This window comes from Cupriavidus sp. 05L411, from assembly GCF_056398045.1.
Window position 1 is genome coordinate 1 of record NZ_JBFTOQ010000065.1, and the last position, 16,480, is coordinate 16,480.

Annotated in this window: 13 protein-coding genes and 1 pseudogene; 8 read left to right on the forward strand and 6 right to left on the reverse strand. The window is 61.5% G+C overall.

The window, feature by feature from the left end; translation table 11 throughout:
- On the reverse strand, nt 1–101 hold a 101-nt coding region (locus tag AC1DQR_RS37125), incomplete at its 3' end, for a GTPase (RefSeq protein ID WP_084217164.1).
- A 163-nt stretch (nt 102–264) separates the two neighbouring features.
- Here AC1DQR_RS37125 and AC1DQR_RS37130 point away from each other — a divergent pair.
- Complete coding sequence (locus tag AC1DQR_RS37130; protein WP_477134843.1) at nt 265–1,389, forward strand: site-specific integrase; 1,125 nt, start codon at nt 265–267, stop codon at nt 1,387–1,389.
- A 367-nt stretch (nt 1,390–1,756) separates the two neighbouring features.
- Here the strand turns inward: AC1DQR_RS37130 and AC1DQR_RS37135 are convergent, their stop codons facing one another.
- From AC1DQR_RS37135 to AC1DQR_RS37145, 3 genes are all read right to left on the reverse strand, one after another.
- On the reverse strand, nt 1,757–3,064 hold the full coding sequence (locus AC1DQR_RS37135) for a hypothetical protein (RefSeq protein WP_477134844.1): 1,308 nt from the start codon (nt 3,062–3,064) through the stop codon (nt 1,757–1,759).
- Nucleotides 3,065–3,125: 61 nt separating this feature from the next.
- Complete coding sequence (locus tag AC1DQR_RS37140) at nt 3,126–3,527, reverse strand: hypothetical protein (RefSeq protein WP_477134845.1); 402 nt, start codon at nt 3,525–3,527, stop codon at nt 3,126–3,128.
- Between the two features lie 732 nt (nt 3,528–4,259).
- Entirely contained in the window at nt 4,260–4,862 is a 603-nt protein-coding gene (locus tag AC1DQR_RS37145) for a recombinase family protein (RefSeq protein WP_477134846.1), read from the reverse strand.
- A gap of 269 nt (nt 4,863–5,131) precedes the next feature.
- Here AC1DQR_RS37145 and AC1DQR_RS37150 point away from each other — a divergent pair, with 269 nt between their 5' ends.
- Nucleotides 5,132–5,605, forward strand: coding sequence for a hypothetical protein (locus AC1DQR_RS37150; protein ID WP_477134847.1), 474 nt, complete (start codon nt 5,132–5,134; stop codon nt 5,603–5,605).
- Between the two features lie 421 nt (nt 5,606–6,026).
- Nucleotides 6,027–6,938, forward strand: coding sequence for a toll/interleukin-1 receptor domain-containing protein (locus AC1DQR_RS37155; protein ID WP_477134848.1), 912 nt, complete (start codon nt 6,027–6,029; stop codon nt 6,936–6,938).
- Nucleotides 6,939–7,195: 257 nt separating this feature from the next.
- On the opposite strand, the pseudogene AC1DQR_RS37160 reads toward AC1DQR_RS37155, so the two are convergent.
- Nucleotides 7,196–7,297, reverse strand: a pseudogene (locus tag AC1DQR_RS37160) (GTPase); the annotation flags it as partial.
- 131 nt (nt 7,298–7,428) lie between these two features.
- Here AC1DQR_RS37160 and AC1DQR_RS37165 point away from each other — a divergent pair.
- The 5 genes from AC1DQR_RS37165 to AC1DQR_RS37185 all read left to right on the forward strand — a co-directional run bounded on the left by AC1DQR_RS37165 (nt 7,429) and on the right by AC1DQR_RS37185 (nt 14,963).
- Nucleotides 7,429–8,700 carry a UbiH/UbiF family hydroxylase gene (locus tag AC1DQR_RS37165; RefSeq protein ID WP_416049781.1) on the forward strand — a complete coding sequence of 424 codons (1,272 nt, stop codon included), beginning with the start codon at nt 7,429–7,431 and terminating at the stop codon, nt 8,698–8,700.
- 71 nt (nt 8,701–8,771) lie between these two features.
- On the forward strand, nt 8,772–9,521 hold the full coding sequence (locus AC1DQR_RS37170; protein ID WP_253928964.1) for a DsbC family protein: 750 nt from the start codon (nt 8,772–8,774) through the stop codon (nt 9,519–9,521).
- Nucleotides 9,522–9,610: 89 nt separating this feature from the next.
- Nucleotides 9,611–10,600, forward strand: a complete 990-nt coding sequence (gene acuI / locus AC1DQR_RS37175; RefSeq protein ID WP_174428364.1) for an acrylyl-CoA reductase (NADPH) — start codon at nt 9,611–9,613, stop codon at nt 10,598–10,600.
- 44 nt (nt 10,601–10,644) lie between these two features.
- On the forward strand, nt 10,645–12,450 hold the full coding sequence (locus AC1DQR_RS37180; protein WP_477134849.1) for a M61 family metallopeptidase: 1,806 nt from the start codon (nt 10,645–10,647) through the stop codon (nt 12,448–12,450).
- Nucleotides 12,451–12,485: 35 nt separating this feature from the next.
- Nucleotides 12,486–14,963: an FUSC family protein gene (locus AC1DQR_RS37185; protein ID WP_477134850.1), complete on the forward strand. Its 2,478-nt coding sequence runs from the start codon at nt 12,486–12,488 to the stop codon at nt 14,961–14,963.
- 151 nt (nt 14,964–15,114) lie between these two features.
- On the opposite strand, the gene AC1DQR_RS37190 is transcribed toward AC1DQR_RS37185, so the two are convergent.
- Nucleotides 15,115–16,461, reverse strand: a complete 1,347-nt coding sequence (locus tag AC1DQR_RS37190; RefSeq protein WP_416049778.1) for an ABC transporter ATP-binding protein — start codon at nt 16,459–16,461, stop codon at nt 15,115–15,117.
- Nucleotides 16,462–16,480: the final 19 nt, after the last annotated feature.

Sequence of the window (16,480 nt, forward strand, 5' to 3'; positions counted from 1 at the left end):
AACGGATAGTTCTCGGCGGCGATGCCGGCCTTGGTCAGGGCGTTGAACAGCGTGGACTTGCCGACATTGGGCAGGCCGACGATGCCGCATTTGAGGCTCATGGTAAACCTTTAAAAATCAATGGGTTGCGGTTCACCCTGGGTGCGTCCCTCACTTCCATATGGTGTGGGGAGCTACGGCACAGGGCGAAGGACCGGCGCGAGGCAAAACCAGCAAAACGGGGCATTTGTTCACCGATTTTGTACTGGATTTGTCACGAAAAAGATGGCTATTGTAACCCTCTCGGAGTCCTCTCTGAACCACTACAAGACCAAGCCTGGGGCCATCCTACGGGATAGCGTGCTATGCGGGCTGTGCGTGCGGGTGGGGCGGCGCCACCTGACATTCTTTGTAGCGACGAGCACGCGAAGTAAGCAGGTCAGGGTAACCCTGGGCCGGTGGCCGCTGGTCACAATTAGCGAGGCCCGCGAACTGGCCTTGCCGATCCTCAAGATGTGCCGGGCAGGGGAAATGCCGGTGCGGCCTGTGGCTGCCCGCTTGCCCAACCTGTGCCAAGCTCTTACGGCCTATGCTGCTGCCAAGAAGGTCAAGCCCTCTAGCCTCGCTCGGTATCAGTCCTTATTGAAGACCCATTTTCGAGATTGGCTGCAGCAGTCTGTAGCGGCGCTCAATGGGCCTGCTTTCGCTGAACACTGCCACACCTTCTCTCAGACAAAAGGTGCGGCCATAGTGGAACTTGGAAGGGGGCTTATCGGGTCCCTGCTGCGATATCTCCACGCTGTTCATGGGCTAGACATACCGAGCCCATTCATCAAGCTTGGAGCGGCTGGATTGCTGCCAGCGCGGGCACAGCCACGCGCAAGGAAGCTTAGGGAAACGGACTTACCTACATGGTTTGCTGCCGTGGGCAAGCTCCCCGAGCTTCAGCGGGACTATCTGTGCTTGGTCTTCCTTACGGGACTACGCAAGAACGAGTGTGGGGCCATCCTGCGGGAGCACGTAGACCTAGAGGAGGGGGTTCTGCTGATTCCCGATACAAAGGGCGGGAGGCCCCATACGCTGCCCATAACGGAGCCCGTGAGGGAAATTCTGGTGAGGCGTTGTGGCGAACTGGATCCGGGCTCAGGGCTGTTTGCTGGGCTTTCCGTGGACCACGTTACTGAGATGGCGCAGAGGGCCGGAGCACCAGTCTTCACGCTGCATGATCTGAGGAAACTACTGGCAACTGTCGGTGCCCGCTTGGGGACTGGAGATGCAATTCTCAGGAGGATTCTGGGTCATGCCCCGAAGAAGTCCGATGTCTTGCATAGGCACTATGTGAGTTTGGAGGCGCAGGATGTCGCAGCGGCTCTTGCCTGTATTCAAGAGGCGATAAGAGCACTGAAGTAGCCGCCCTCCGCGACCGTTCGAGGCCTGCTTTCCTCTAGGACTTTACGCGAGCGCATGCGTCAACGGTCCCGGGGGTGATTATGAGCCCCGGTAATTGATCTATTCCTACCGTTATGGGCCCCTCATAAGGAGAGGCTAAAGATATAGCTATAGGGATGACCATAATGATAATACCTACAGGGATGACCATATGGTAGTAACTGATAGGGGTAGACCTATAGGAATATCAGTCACGCATAGCGCCATTGACCGTAGCAGTGATGGAGGCCTGGATAAAAGTATTGTTCCTTGGTCAAGCCTCTGGGCCCTATAGGATCTCCCTATGCTAGCCCAGAGTGACAAAGGGGCTGACCTCCCAGCTACGCATTCATTCATCGATCCCAACCAAGCCATCAATGCCGGTAAATTCCTTGAATACTGCCAGCATTGTCTCCTTGGTCGCTGCTTGGTGCTCTTCCGATACTATAACCGCATCATGGATCGGCAGCGCCGTAATTCCCCTCTCCATTAACCGGGTGAGTACTGAAACCATAATCTGACTTTCCTGGTAGAAGATCTCCAGGCCATTACCCGTGTAGAAGAAATCTGAAATGGGTTTGTGGAAGGCTGTGATTAGGTCAAGCACCTGATCCAGTCGCAAATGTTTGGGGAGTAATGATGCGGTGCCCTGGGGGCGGCGAGCCAAGGGTTTATCGGACTGGATCATAGCATTCATGATCTTTTTTACCCCGTTTCGGTAACGCTCCAAACCTGGTACGGCATAGGCATCCTCAAAGTGAGGCTTGACATCTGCTTTCCCATAGAGAATCAGTGGCGCGATCTGCCCATAATCAAGCGTTATGGTATCTGTATCATCGATCAGTATTCCGTCCTTCCGAAGAGCCTTGGGTAGAGTCTGCCAAAACCCTCCAAAAAGTCGCCCCCCTTGCTCGAAACTCCCGTTATTGAATACTCGTCGCAAGCGGCGGTCTGAGGCGTCCACCTGCCTAGTGACCCATGGAGGCGGTAGGAAATCAATATCGGCTCTTTCCAGCCCATCATTAATGTGCTGAAGCTCGTCCCTGAAGGCCCGCGTCTGTGGAGTATCCTCGTATTGAATCTTCTTACCGCTGTCAAAGTAGTCTTCCTTGGACGCCTTAAGGACAATTATCTCCTCGCCAGGAGCTATGCCAAGATCATTGAGGGTGAGCCCGTGGTCCCTTATGCGTGAACATAGGCTGGGGCCCGCCCATACCACGGTCTGCTTGCTACCGGTCTCCAAGAACGGATTTTGGTAGCCCAGCTCGTAACGAACAAAATCCATTTCGGGCATCGCCATTTTTTTGACGATATCTGGTAGTGTTTTGCCAAGCACTTTGGCACGATAACGATCCCTATTTCCCAGGACGGTCTTCGAAAATGGCACGGCAAGCTTTCCACCAGGGGCAGTGATCTCCCGGTGAACAAGGTCACACACAATGGCTTCGATTTGCCGCTCGAATTGCCGTAGGTCCTCCGATTTCCGTGCTCGCTTTCTGAACTTATAATAGTCTTCCAGGCTCTGTATCTGGCCAATAACATCCGCCACCACTGCCCGCGCCCGCCCACTCTTGGCAATGCGAAAGCCATTGAAAGGGCGATCTTTGGTCTCGCTTAAAGTGCCAGTCGAGTCAATACATTTGAGCTTATAAATCACAATTCTCTGCCAGCCTCTATGCTGGATCTAGCTGTCTTCATTTGCACACGAACAACTTGCGTCACGAAACACCGGCTTTTCTTAGGACCCTTTTCAACTCAGACTCTACAGCCTTGTGAATAACGCTCTGGATGGAGTGGCGGCCAGGGACGTGCGCAATGACCCATAGAATCTTCTGGTACTGCTCGCCAGTCATTTTGTAGTTGTAGCCGACCTGGGGGCGGTGGCCCTGCATAATCCCAGGGTCCTTCCAGGGAAAAACCTTGGACTGCATGAGTAGCCTCTGAAGTCGAGTAATCTCGGCCTGGATGTCCACATCCTTTTTATTCGGCTGACTAGGGGAGGCGTCGACCTCCCGAGCGAATTCAAGCGCGGACCGTTCAGTAGGCACGATTTGGTTCTTGAGCTTATTAATATCAGTCTCAAGTGCATCTAGGGTTGCGTGAATATCAGCGTGGGTCATATTTCAAAAGCCGTTCGCTCCCGCTGTTTGGTATGGGTGGATGGTCGAAAATTTCTTGCCACTGGATGGTGGGATGATAGTGTTTTTTTGGGTGATTGTGAGCGGAATATTATATAATGGCAGCGTCATAAAATATGGTTGATAAGGGTAATTCTGTACAGTACTGTTTTGTACTGTATGGGGTTAATATGTTCGATTTTGTGTTGTTTTGTAGACGCCGCGAACCCAAGCTGGGCATGGATTTTTCATCGATTTGACCTGGTGCTTCCGCGCGAAACTCGTCAGGTCTGGATGCGTCATGCGAAGGGATGGTGCTGGGTTTATTCTGTCAAAGGGGCATTGCACCCCTATCGTCAGTGTGGTTATTGGCGGGGTGTGTATATGTATCGGACGTGATCCCTTGGGGCAGTGGGACATGCGTGGTTGAAAGCCGTGTGGCAGGGAACCCCACGAAGTCCTGGACTGAGATCAAGGCGCTGGCTGTGAAGCGAGCGGACGCGTACTGCCGGGAGCGGGGTAAGGGGATGGACTCGTGGGAGACATTGAGACCCGTGGAGCCCATGGTTGGACTCCCTTGGTGGCTGAGGTCAGATTCAAGTGCGTCGGCTAACTAGCGAGGGAAGGCTGTGGAGTTTGATACTCACCGGCCCATTCTCCTTCATCAAAGACCATGTGCGGAGTAATCCCTAATTTCTCAATTGAGAATTATTATCATCTGTGATGGGTTAATGGCTAAGCCTTCACTTCCCGCATATACCGCTTCACAGTAGCCGTGCCAATGCTGAACTTCTCAGCAGTCTGGGCAATGCTGGCTCCGTTCTCAGCTCTCCAGGCCACCACCTCAGCCGCATCAGCAGCCTTAGCACGTCCCTGGTAGCTCTCGGGACGGTCCCGCTTGGCAACCTCAATCCCTCGCCGCTGCATCTCTCTACGGTTCAGGTAGTCCGCTTCACCTTGGGCAGCCATGAAAGCCAGCACAGCGTCCCTGGTAGCCTTGGCAATGGCATCGGTAGCCTGACCATCAAAGACCATCCCGTTAAGCGTACAGACTACCTTTACCCGCATATCCATCAGCTCCCGCATGGTCCTGTGCAACTCATCGTAGCGGCGTGAGATACGGTCCAGCCAGCGCACATACAGCACCCCTCCATCGCTCAGCTTATCCATGACCCGTGACCATTCAGTCCGGTCTGCTGGTGCTACGTGGTAGCCGCTCACGCCCTCATCAATGTGGACATGCTTGGTAGCAACGCCCTGCCTAGCTGCATCCTCATACTGACTGGCAGAGGTCTGACCTTCCGTAGTGCTGATACGTCCGTAGTAGACCGTTTTCATTTCATCCCGCCTGGATCACATAGTCAATGGATCAATTCTGCGGGATGGATCACTGACAGTCAACCCTATTGAGCCAAGATAACGATGCTGTTTGCTATGGCTCACCATGTACACCCCAATGAGCCAATGCCTCCAGCCTGCCTGCTGAGGTCTGGCCAAGGTGTACCCGGATCTGACGTTGTTGCGACGCGGCAAACGTAGTGTGGTCACAGGCGCACACCGCTTGGTACGATTACAGGACATGGGACAACGACGCCAAAGGGTTTGTCATGCATCGACGTTTTGGGATCCTGCTCCTTGCGCTGGCCATCGGAGACGCGCAGGCAGTGCAGCCATTCGGCTTTAACTTCGGAATGTCATCAAATGCGGTCGAGAAGGCGGCCGACTCGATGGGGCTTGGGATCTCAAAATGGTTCGGTAAGACGTTGATCGTGCAAGCCCAAGACAACCAGCATCACTCTTACCTATTCAACTTCTGCAATGACAAGCTGTACGAAGTGTCGCAGCACTTCCAATTCAGCTTCGACCAGATGGCCAGCTTCGTGGATGCGACGGTTGGAGAGTATGGGCAGCCGATGTGGGTGTCTGCCAAAAGTGCCATGACGCCCAATGGACCTCTGCGTCCAATCAATCTGTACTGGAAGATCGACGGCGGCGCATCGTATGTAAGGCTAATGCAGATGCCCGAAAGCTTTGCCATCGTGTACCAAGCTCAGAACTCATGCGTGAAAGTTCCGACTTGAACGTAGTACCCCCTTAGTCGAATCGTATCGACCTTCAAAAAAAGGGTTAAAGCCCTCGAGCTATTGCTGTTGTTCGGCCACTGCGAGTGGCGACCGTCCCAGAAATTCCCAAAGGAATTGAAAAGGTACCCCCTATGCCCCTTTGGGCTTTCCCCGAACAGGGGGCTGTGGTCTTTCAGAGAGATCCCCTGGGGTTGGGCTGCCGTGCTGCTGGAGGCCGGGCCAAGTCAGGAAGTCAGCGCCTAAGGTAGAACAGGACACTCGCCCACAGCGGCGTATCATTCGATCCCATCGACCGAAATAGCAACTTGCGATAGTCAACAGAACGGCAGTCGAACCAATAAGCCACAAGACGGTTGCAGGTGGTCTTGCTGCGCGGTTCGAGCGGTAACACCAATTCGTCAACGTCTGTGGAGAAAATATGAAGGTCTTTCTTAGCTGGTCCGGACAGCGTAGCAGGTATCTTGCAGAAACTCTGAGAACCTGGCTCCCCCGTGTAATTCAATCGCTGCGTCCTTGGATGTCAGACGAGGACATTTCAGCCGGATCGCGTTGGTTGACCGACATCTCGAAGGAATTGGGCGAAGCCAAAGTCGGGATTCTGTGCGTCACACCAGAAAATCAATCAAACCCTTGGCTGGTGTTCGAAGCTGGAGCACTTTCGAAGACCCTTGAGCAGCCTTTCGTCTGCCCCTTGTTATTCGATCTGTCGCCGGGGYAGCTGAAAGGTCCTTTGGCGCAGTTTCAAGCGCTTTCGGTCGATCGAAGCGGAATCCTGCGCATGCTCTTGAATTTGAATAACGCTCCGGGCCACATACCTCTCCCCGAGAAGGACTTGGGGGAGACCTTCGATGTCTGGTGGCCAAAATTGGAAGAGCGTCTTGCAGGTATGCCGAAAGCGGACACAGAAACAGTCGAAAGGCGGACGACAGATGATCTGCTCGAGGAAGTCCTGAGTATCACGCGCGAACAACTCCGCCGCGACAACCTGCGCGTTGAGCAAATGAAAGCTCATGAGGCGCACTTCCACGACATGCTCCCAGTGATGGAACATATGGCGGCTAAGGCTGAGCAAGTGCGAGCCAATGGAGCAATGCTCGCAGAGTTTGCAAAGCTACAAACGGACCAGCCAAACGACGGATCGAAGCTCGCAGAGATTCTAAAATTGGGGCTGGCTGTGCGTCCAGACATGGTCGAGATGATGCTGACAGACGAGACGACCATACAAAGCATGAAAGACATGCTGAAGCACATGAAGGTTCTCAATGAGGCCAGTCGTTCTACAAGGCAACTGCTAGAAAACCCGCCACCTCATCCGGATGGCAACAGCTAAGACTTTTTGGTTTTAGAGGTCAAGCGTCGAACGCATCCAGCATTGTGCGCGGGCGTCTTAGGCACTTGACCTTGAATACGAGCACTGAGATCACCCTCGGGGTGGGCCGGGTCGCCGCTTGGGATGCTCTGGGGTATCATCCGACTGTCGCCAAGAGAGGCGAAAGGGACCCCGGATTTTGTAATGGTTTTGTCTCGCAGAGTGCCGGGAGGCCCTCTAACCAATTGATTCCTAAGCCAAAATTGCGCTGACCGTCAGAACGGATAGTTCTCGGCGGCGATGCCGGCCTTGGTCAGGGCGTTGAACAGCGTGGACTTGCCGACATTGGGCAGGCCGACGATGCCGCATTTGAGGCTCATGGTAAACCTTTAAAAATCAATGGGTTGCGGTTCACCCTGGGTGCGGCCCCTTTGCCGCAGGCGCTTGGGCGCCGCTTCATGCGCGCGACGGCGCACCAAAGCCATCGTGCCGGGGTGGCTATAATCCACGCATGACACGTCCATCTCCCTCCCGTTTCCAGGTTGCCGTGGTTGGCGGCGGCATCGTCGGCAAGGCTTGTGCGTTGCTGCTGGCCCAGCAGGGCATGCAGGTGGCGCTGGTTGCGCCGCGCTCTCCCACTTCCGCCGCTTCCGCCGCTACAGGGGATCCTGGCCAGTGGGACAGCCGCATCTATGCCTTCTCGGCGAGCTCGCAAGCCTTGCTGGCGCGGTTGCGCGTGTGGGAGGCGCTGGACCCGGCGCGGATGCAGCCGGTGTGCGACATGCGCGTGTTCGGCGATGCGAGCGCGGCGCAGGCGGATGCCTCGGCTGCCGGTGATCTCCATTTCTCGGCCTACGCGGCCACCGTGGCGCAACTGGCGTGGATCATCGAATCCAGCCATGTGGAGCGCGTGCTCGATACCGCGCTGCGCTTCCAGCACCAGGTGCACTGGCATGACGATACGGCTGCGGCGTTCGCGCGCGACCATGATGGCGTGACGCTGACCCTGGCCGGCGGCGACAAGGTGCGCGCGGCTTGCGTGGTGGGCGCCGATGGCGCGCGCTCGTGGGTGCGCGAGCAATGCCACATTCCGGTCACCAAGCGGCACTATCGCCAGCTTGGCGTCGTGGCGAATTTTGAATGCGATCTGCCGCACCAGGACACGGCCTGGCAGTGGTTCCTGGGCACGCCGCCCAAGCTGATGGCGGACGAGGAGCCGGCCAACGGCGAGATCCTGGCGTTGCTCCCATTGCCGGGCCGGCGCGTGTCGATGGTGTGGTCGGCCGACGATGCCCATGCGAGTGAGCTGCTGGCGCTGTCGCCCGAGGCGCTGGCCGATACCGTGATGCAGGCCGCCAGTGGCGCCGTGGGACGCCAGTTTGGCGCGCTGCGCTGCGTGACGCCGGCGCAGGGCTTCCCCCTGGTGTTGCAGCGCGCCGATCAGTTTGTGCAGCCGCACGTGGCGCTGGTGGGCGACGCCGCGCACGTGGTGCACCCCTTGGCGGGGCAGGGCATGAACCTGGGTTTGCGCGATGTGGCGGAACTTGGCCGCGTGATGGCCGCCAAAGAGTCTTTCCGCGCAGAAGGCGACTTGCGCTTGCTGCGCCGCTACGAGCGCGCGCGCGCCACCGATTTGTTGTCGCTGACGGCGGCTACCGATGGCCTGCATCGGCTGTTTTCCCTGCCTGGCGGCGTGGCGCGCACGGTGCGCAATGCCGGCATGCGGGTCGTGGGCGGCCAGTCGCTGCTCAAGCGTTTTCTTATCGGCCGCGCGCTGGGCTGAGCGCCCGACCCATGAACCCTGAATCCCGAGCTCGCTCGCGCGAACCGAATCATCGAATTACTGGAGTCATCATGTTGCATTTCCTGCGCCGCCGTCCCGCCCTGTCCGCCACCATCGTTGGCGGCATTGCGGCTGCCGGCTTCGCGTTGCACGCCATGGCGGCGGGCGAGCCCGGCACCGACCGCATCAAGGAATCGGTGCAAAAGATGCTGGGCGGGCGCGCTGAAGTGAAGAGCGTGGCCAAGACTCCCGTGCCCGGCTTGTTCGAGGTCAACATCGGTGGCCAGGTGGTCTATACCGATGCCACCGGCCGCTACATCATCAACGGCGAGATGGTGGACTCCAAGACCGGCGCCAACCTGACCGAGGAACGGCTGGCCGATATCAACCGCATCAAGTGGTCGGACCTGCCGCTGGCGCGCGCGATCAAGTGGAGCAAGGGCGATGGCAGCCGCCAGGTGGCGGTGTTCTCCGACCCCAACTGCGGTTACTGCAAGCGCATCGAGCAGACGTTCCAGCAGATGGACAACATCACGGTCTACACCTTCCTGTACCCGGTGCTGTCGCCGGATTCGTCGGTGAAGGCCAAGCAGGTGTGGTGCGCGGCCGACCGCACCAAGGCCTGGCGCGACTGGATGATCAGCCACGTGGCGCTGACCGGCAACGGCAGCTGCAAGACCCCTGTGGATGACAACCTGGCGCTCGGCCAGAGCCTGAACATCACCGGCACCCCGGCCGTGTTCTTCATGGACGGCACCCGCATTCCCGGCGCCGCCGACGCCGCCACGCTCGAGCGCAAGCTCGCCAGCCTCAAGAAGTAAGCACGTTGCGCCGGCGGCCTTCCCGGCGCTGCCGTGCCGGAGCCGGCCGGTCGTCTTTGGTTAACAATCAAAAACCGGATGGAGACTCCATGACGTTCCAGGCATTGCTGCTGACCCAGGCCGACGGCGCGACCCAGGCCGCCGTTACCGCGCTCGACGAATCCAGCCTGCCCGCCGAGGGCGACGTGCTGGTGGCCATCGACTACTCCACCATCAATTTCAAGGACGGGCTGGCCATTACCGGCCGCTCGCCGGTGGTGCGCAAGTGGCCGATGGTGGCGGGCATCGACGGTGCCGGCACGGTGCTGGAATCCGCCCATGCACGCTGGAAGGCCGGCGACAAGGTCGTGCTCAACGGCTATGGCGTGGGCGAGACGCACTGGGGGTGCCTGGCGCAGCGCGCCCGCCTCAAGGGCGACTGGCTGGTGGCGCTGCCGGCTGCCTTCACCACGCAGCAGGCCATGGCGATCGGCACGGCCGGCTACACCGCCATGCTGTCGGTGCTGGCGCTGGAGCGCGCTGGCATCAAGCCGGGCGATGGCGAGGTGCTGGTGACCGGCGCCTCGGGCGGCGTGGGCTCGGTCGCCATCGCCATCCTGTCGAAGCTGGGCTATCGCGTGGTGGCCTCCACCGGCAAGACGGCCGAAGCGGATTTCCTCAAGGCACTGGGCGCGGCCGAGGTGATCGACCGAACGGAGCTGGGCAAGCCCAATAAGCCGATGCAGAAGGAGCGCTGGGCTGCGGTGGTGGATTCGGTTGGCTCGCACACACTGGTCAATGCCTGCGCGCAGGTGCGCTACGGCGGCGCGGTCACCGCGTGCGGGCTGGCGCAAGGGCTGGATTTCCCGGCTTCGGTGGCGCCCTTCATCTTGCGTGGCATCACGCTCTACGGCATCGATAGCGTGATGGCCCCGATGGCCCTGCGCGAGCGGGCCTGGCAGCGGCTGTCGCAGGACCTGGAGCCGGATCGCCTGCGCGCGATCACCCGCGAGATCGGCTTGTCGGAGGCGATCGAGGCCGGGCGCAAGATCGTCGACGGTGGTATGCGCGGCCGCGTGGTGGTGAACGTCAACGCCTGAGCCGGCGCGTAGTCCGGGGCGGGCATGGCGCTACAATCACGCTCATGAAGCCGATCCATTACGCCATTGCCCCGCTTCAACCGGAAGCGCACCTGTTCGCCGTCACCGTCACGGTAGACGCCCCCAATCCCGCCGGCCAGCAGTTCTACCTGCCGGCGTGGATTCCGGGCAGCTACATGATCCGTGACTTCGCACGCAATATCGTGCGCATCCGGGCTCAGGCCGGCGGCAAGCCGGTGGCGCTGACCAAGCTGGACAAGCAGAGCTGGCAGGCGGCCCCGGTGGACGGGCCGCTTACGCTCAGCTATGAGGTCTACGCCTGGGACTTGTCGGTGCGCGCCGCGCACCTGGACGCCACGCACGGCTTCTTCAACGGCAGCTCGGTTTTCCTCTGCGCTGAAGGGCAGGAAGACCAGCCCTGCACGGTCGATATCCATGCACCCGCCGGCGAGGCTTATGCTGGCTGGCGGGTCGCCACGGCCATGCGCGAGGCGCCCGGCCGCGGTGGCGCCAAGCGCTATGGCTTCGGCCGCTACCAGGTGGCCGACTACGACGAACTGGTCGATCACCCGGTTGAGATGGGCAACTTCACCATGGGCAGCTTCCGCGCCTGCGGCGCCCAGCACGACGTGGTGTTCACGGGCCGCGTGCCGCAGCTCGATCTCGAGCGCGTCTTGCGCGACCTGAAGCAGATCTGCGAAGCGCAGATCCGCCTGTTCGAGCCCAAGACCGAGGCCGCGCCATTCCTCGACAGCAACCGCCGCTACGTGTTCATGACCATGGTCACGACGGACGGCTACGGCGGCCTGGAGCATCGCGCCAGCACCGCGCTGATGTGCGCGCGCGCCGACCTGCCGGCGCGCGGCAAGGCTGACGCCACCGAGGGCTACCGCACCTTCCTCGGGTTGTGCAGCCACGAGTATTTCCATACCTGGAACGTCAAGCGCATCAAGCCCGCGGCGTTCGTCCCCTACCGGCTGCGCGAGGAAACCTACACGCCGCTGCTGTGGCTGTTCGAGGGTTTCACCAGCTATTACGATGACCTGATGCTGGTGCGCAGCGGCCGCATCACCGAGAAGCAGTACGTGGAGCTGCTGGCCAAGACCTGGAACGGCGTGCTGCGCGGCAACGGCCGCACCAAGCAGAGCGTGGCCGATAGCTCGTTCGATGCCTGGACCAAGTACTACCGCCAGGACGAAAACGCGCCCAACGCCATCGTTAGCTATTACACCAAGGGCTCGCTCGTTGCCCTGGCGCTGGATCTCACCATCCGCACCAAGACCCGCAACCGCCGCTCGCTCGACGACATCATGCGCGCGCTGTGGCAGCGCTACGGCAGCGGCTTCTACGCGCCAGGCGCGCAGCAACGCGGCGTGACCGAGGCCGAGGTGCACGCCTTGTTCGATGAGGTCAGCGGCCTGCGCCTGGGCGCGCTGCTGCGCTCGCTCACCGAAGGCACCGGCGAGCTGCAACTCGCCGCGCTCTTCAAGCCCTTCGGCATCAAGGCGGTGCCGACCAAGCCCGAGCGCAACGCCGCACTCGGCATCAAGACCAAGACCGAGGATGGCTGGGTGCGCGTGACCCAGGTGCTCGACGGCGGCGCGGCCCAGGCGGCCGGGATCTCGGCGGGCGACCTGCTGGCCGCGGTGGACGGCCTGCGTGTAGCCCCTGGCCAGCTCGACAAGCTGCTGGCGCGCTATCGCGACGGCGATAGCGCCGAGTGCCATGTGTTCCGCCGCGATGAGCTGCATGTGCTGCCGCTGACCTTCGCGCGCGAGCCGGCGGCGCAGTACACCGTGACGGCCGAAGGCGGCCGCCAGGCCATGCGTGCGCGCTGGCTGGGCCTGTAGGCCGAATAGCCCCCAACGCCGCCGATCGCCACCACATGCAATACGCGCACGACGCCCGCACCTTCGTTTATTCGCATTACGTGTATCGCGGGCTGCGCTCCGCGACCGGGGTGATCGGCGCCACGCTGATCGCCTTGCAGTTCGCGGACCTGCCCACCGCCATGGTGGTGTCGATGGGCGCGCTGTGCACCAGCCTGATGGACCTGCCCAGCCCGTTCAACCACAAGTTCAACGAGATGCTGGCCAGCGTGCTGCTGTGCACGGCGGTGACCTTGCTGGTGGCCATGGCCACGCCGTTTCCGCGCGTGATGCCGCTGGTGCTGGTGCTGGTGACCTTCATGGCCGGCATGATGACGGTGTATGGCAACAAGACCTTGCCATTGCAGTTCTCGGCCTTGTTCGTCATGACGCTCACCATCAACGAGGACTTCGTGGTGCGGCGCGCGCTCGAGCATTCCTTGCTGTTCGGCATCGGCGCGGTGGCCTATATGGCGTACGCGATGGCGGTGAGCTGGACCACGCAGCGGCGCACCAAGCAGCAGGTGCTGGCCGAGTCGCTGTATGAGATGGCCGGGTACCTCGAGATCAAGGCGGGTTTCTACGACGCCGGCAACGACTACGAGGTGCTGTTCAACCAGCTGGTGCGCCAGCAGATCGTGGTGGCGGAGCGCCAGCAGGCCGCGCGCGACCTGGTGCTGCGCGGCAACCGCACTACGCATGACGGGCTGCTGGTGCAGGTCCACATGCGCATGCTGGACCTGTACGAGTACATCCTCTCCACCAATACCGATTACCCGCTGCTGCGCCAGACCTTTGGCAGCACGCCGGTACTCGATCACTTGCGCCGGCTGGTGCAGTTGATGTGCAAGGACGTGGAGGGGATCGCCTACGACATCACGCGCGGCCGGCCTTCCTACGCTTCCGTGGATTACCGGGAAGAGCTGCGCGCCGTCGCGCACGAGATCGCGCAATTGCGCTACCACCACATCAACCCGGCGGCGATGACGGCGGCGGCGGAAACGCTCGACATGATCAAGGGCGCCATCGTGCTGGTGGAGCAACTGCACGAGGCATCGCGCACGCCGGTGGAGCCTAGCAAGGTGCTGCCCGGGCCGGACATGACACCGTTCCTGACGCGCCAGCGCTACGAGCTCAAGGTGCTGCGCGACAACCTGAACTGGAAGTCGCCGGCGTTCCGCTTTGCGCTGCGCATCACCATGGCGGTGGGCGCGGGGCTGTGGATTGCGGAACACCTGCCGTATGTGTCGCACAGCTACTGGATCCTGCTGACCATCATCGTCATCCTGAAGCCCAATTTCAGCATGACCAAGCAGCGCTACAACGACCGCCTGATTGGCACGTTGATCGGCTGCGTGATTGCGGTGGGCGTGCTCAAGATCGTGCACCAGCCGCTGATCCTGCTGGGCGTGCTGTTCCTGGCGCTGGTGGCCAGCACGGCGTTCTCCACGATCAAGTACCGCTACACGGCTGTTGCCGCCTGCGTGCAGGTGCTGATCCAGATCAACCTGCTGGTGCCGGGCAGCTCCACGGTCGCGGGCGAGCGGCTGATCGATACCGTGATCGGCGGCGTGATCGCCACGGTGTTCAGCTTTGTGCTGCCCAGCTGGGAATACCGCGCGCTGCCCGCGCTGGTGGAAAACGTGCTGCAGGCCAACCGCCGCTACATTGCCGCCACGCGCGACCTGCTGCTGCGCGTGGCCAAGGACGACTTTGCCTACCGGGTGCAGCGCAAGCAGTTCATGGACAGCCTGTCCGCGCTGATCGGGTCGTTCCAGCGCATGCTCGACGAGCCTAAAAGCCGGCATCGCGCGGTGGACAACCTGAACCGCTTCATCGTGCAGAACTACCTGGTGGCGGCGCACGTGGCCGCGGCGCGCATCCAGGTGCGCGAGCACTACGGCGAGCTGGACCTGCCCGCCGCCGAAGCCGCCATCCGCCAGGCCACCGATGCCGCGGCCAACAGCCTGCAGCTGGCCAGCGAACGGCTGGCCGAGGACGATCGTGCCGGCGGGCGGGGCGCGGGTTTCATCCGCGCGGTGAAAGATCCGGCGAAGGCGAAGGCGCCGGTGAAAGCCACGGAGACGGCAGGGCTCGCGAACGATCGCGTTGGTGCCAACGTGGCGGTCGCCGTTGGTGTTGCCGATGGTGCCGATGTTGCGGCGGTGTCCGATACTCAGGCCGTGCGCGCCGCCGATGCTGCCATCGCCACGGAAGCGCTCGCCGCGCCTCCCGCGGCCGAAGACGCCAGCGAGCGTCGCGCCCGCCTGGCCGATTCGGCCGACCGCCGCCGCGCCGATGTGCTGGTGCAGGCCGCGGCCTCGGGCGAGTTGAGCCGGGCTGCCAGCGAAGCCGGCAGCATTGCCAGCACGGCGAGCTCCACCGGGCGCACCGCCAATGCCATCCTGGAGCGCCGCCTGCGCGCGCTGCGCGAGGACACCGCCAAGATCGCCCTGCGCACCGGCGCGATCGGCAGGGCCATGCGCGAGCGCTAGGAACCGAAGAGGCCGTTTCCAAAAGATGCTGGCGTCGTTGCGCGGCCTTGGCCGGTCCACTTGTACTGTCTGCGGCCGCGCGCCTGGCCAGAACCGCTTCGCTTCATGTTGAAACGGCCGCTAAGAAACCAAGAAATCCGGGCCGCGCCAATCAGGTTTGCGTGCCCGCGCCCGGCGCCGGCTGCTCCTCGCGGGGCAGCGTCAGCATGCCGCTGTTGTAGCTGTATTCGTACACCTCGCCATAGCGGCCCCATTCGATTGCCAGCGTCAGCACGCGCTCGGCCTCGTCCGGCTTGAGGAAGGCTTCGAGCTCGCGCAGCACGTGTTCCTCGCGGATCTCGCCGTCCTCGGATTGCTCCAGCTCACGGCGGATTTGCGCGGCCAGTGCCACGTGCTGCAGCAACTGCTTGCCGAATAGCACCTTGCGTTCGGGCGGCTCTGTCTCGTAGTACGCGCGGCCCAGGCCGGTGGCGCTGATGTCGCCGCGCTCGATGGTGGCCAGCTGCAGCAGGTGCAGCGCTTCGCAGGCCGGGAGCAGGTCATCGTCGGTGAGCCCGGCTTCCTCTGCCAGGTGCGGCAGGTCGGCCCTGCCGAAAAAGGGTGCTTCGCACAGCAGGTCGAGAATGGCCTCCATCTGGCTGATGTCGGCATCCGGCAAGCGGTAGCCGATATCGCGCGCGGCCGCCAGCGCGGTGACGCGCGGGCCCATCGCCGCGGGCGACGTCATCAGTGTGTAGACCTCGTCGATCAGCCCGCGTACCTGGGAAGAGTCGCGGTTGCGCGGGCGCGGGAACGGGATCTTCACCTCGGCGCGGATACGGCCCGGGTCGCTCGACAGGATCACGATGCGGTCGGCCATCATCACCGCTTCTTCGATATTGTGCGAGACGATCAGGATGCACTTGATATTGGTGCGGCCGTCTTCCCACAGGTCGAGCATTTCGTCGCGCAGGGTCTCGCCGGTCAGCACGTCGAGCGCGGAGAAGGCCTCATCCATCAGCAGCAGGTCAGGCTCGGTCACGAGCGCACGGGCAATGCCCACGCGCTGGCGCATGCCGCCGGAGAGCTCGCGCGGCAGCGCGCTGTTGAAGCCCGACAGTCCGATCATGTCGATCGCCGCCTCGGCCCGGCGCGCGCGTTCTTCCTTGTGCACGCCCTGGGCTTCCAGTCCGAGTTCCACGTTTTGCTGCACGGTGAGCCAGGGAAACAGCGCGAACGACTGGAACACCATGGCGATGCCTTCGGCGGTGCCGCGCAGCGGCTGGCCGCGAAAGCGCACCTCGCCGCGATCGGCGCCGACCAGTCCGGCCATGATGCGCAGCAGGGTGGACTTGCCCGAGCCGGACTTGCCCAGCATGGCGACGATCTCGCCGCGCTTGAGGGTCAGGTCCACGCCTTCGAGTACGGCGCGGTCGGAGCGGTCCGCAGTGCGGAAGATCTTCGAGACGCCGTGCAGCTCTACTACGGATTCGGTTGCGTCTGCGGTGGGGCTTGCCATGATGGAATTCCGTTCAGAT

Bases quoted from the DNA above. Each gene is read 5' to 3' on its own strand.
- acuI (WP_174428364.1), top strand. From the start codon at position 9,611: ATGACGTTCCAGGCATTGCTGCTGACCCAGGCCGACGGCGCGACCCAG.
- AC1DQR_RS37150 (WP_477134847.1), top strand. From the start codon at position 5,132: ATGCATCGACGTTTTGGGATCCTGCTCCTTGCGCTGGCCATCGGAGAC.
- AC1DQR_RS37190 (WP_416049778.1), bottom strand. From the start codon at position 16,461: ATGGCAAGCCCCACCGCAGACGCAACCGAATCCGTAGTAGAGCTGCAC.
- AC1DQR_RS37165 (WP_416049781.1), top strand. From the start codon at position 7,429: ATGACACGTCCATCTCCCTCCCGTTTCCAGGTTGCCGTGGTTGGCGGC.
- AC1DQR_RS37185 (WP_477134850.1), top strand. From the start codon at position 12,486: ATGCAATACGCGCACGACGCCCGCACCTTCGTTTATTCGCATTACGTG.
- AC1DQR_RS37180 (WP_477134849.1), top strand. From the start codon at position 10,645: ATGAAGCCGATCCATTACGCCATTGCCCCGCTTCAACCGGAAGCGCAC.
- AC1DQR_RS37130 (WP_477134843.1), top strand. From the start codon at position 265: ATGGCTATTGTAACCCTCTCGGAGTCCTCTCTGAACCACTACAAGACC.
- AC1DQR_RS37170 (WP_253928964.1), top strand. From the start codon at position 8,772: ATGTTGCATTTCCTGCGCCGCCGTCCCGCCCTGTCCGCCACCATCGTT.
- AC1DQR_RS37140 (WP_477134845.1), bottom strand. From the start codon at position 3,527: ATGACCCACGCTGATATTCACGCAACCCTAGATGCACTTGAGACTGAT.
- AC1DQR_RS37145 (WP_477134846.1), bottom strand. From the start codon at position 4,862: ATGAAAACGGTCTACTACGGACGTATCAGCACTACGGAAGGTCAGACC.